The organism is Paenibacillus amylolyticus (genome assembly GCF_003719335.1).
GTDB lineage: Bacteria > Bacillota > Bacilli > Paenibacillales > Paenibacillaceae > Paenibacillus > Paenibacillus amylolyticus_D.
Genome location: NZ_RIAS01000047.1, coordinates 1 through 785 on the forward strand (window position 1 = coordinate 1; position 785 = coordinate 785).

At 47.5% G+C, this 785-nt stretch carries 1 tRNA gene and 2 rRNA genes; all 3 read right to left on the reverse strand.

Annotation, left to right across the window (positions count from 1 at the left end):
* A 23S ribosomal RNA gene (locus EC604_RS29455) occupies positions 1 to 331 on the reverse strand; the annotation flags it as partial.
* A 207-nt stretch (positions 332 to 538) separates the two neighbouring features.
* Positions 539 to 614: transfer RNA gene (locus EC604_RS29460), tRNA-Ala, on the reverse strand.
* Between the two features lie 108 nt (positions 615 to 722).
* Positions 723 to 785: ribosomal RNA gene (locus EC604_RS29465) — 16S ribosomal RNA — on the reverse strand; the annotation flags it as partial.

Sequence of the window (785 nt, forward strand, 5' to 3'; positions counted from 1 at the left end):
CTCCTTTGTAACTCCATGTGAGACGTCCCACAACCCCAAAGAGCAAGCTCTCTGGTTTGGGCTTCTCCGCGTTCGCTCGCCGCTACTGACGGAATCACTATTGTTTTCTCTTCCTCAGGGTACTTAGATGTTTCAGTTCCCCTGGTATGCCTCTACACAACCTATGTATTCAGTTGTGAGTAACTGGATATTACCCCAGCTGGGTTTCCCCATTCGGACATCCCCGGATCAAAGCTTGCTTACAGCTCCCCGAGGCAGTTTCGTTGTTCGCCACGTCCTTCATCGGCTCCTAGCGCCTAGGCATCCTCCGTGTGCTCTTAGTAGCTTAACCATTGCGCTCGTGTTCGAGCTATCGCTCCGCTTGGTTTGCTTGCGCAAATCCAAAAGTCGCTCCCACACGATACCATCGCAAAAGCAATTAAGTACCAATTTATTAAACTTGTTTAACACAAGTTCAGCTAAAAAGGATTGTTCTAATTCGCGTTTGTTTCGTTTCGATATCTAGTTTTCAAAGAACACAACAAATAGATGAAATTGTTGGTGGAGCCAAGCGGGATCGAACCGCTGACCTCCTGCTTGCAAGGCAGGCGCTCTCCCAGCTGAGCTATGGCCCCTCAAATTCCATCAAAACTGAACAAATGGAGTAGTAACTTTGTATTGCTTGCAAGTTCACTGAACTTGCTTATTTGAATGTCTTCGTTGCAGAAGACGATTCTCCATAGAAAGGAGGTGATCCAGCCGCACCTTCCGATACGGCTACCTTGTTACGACTTCACCCCAATCAT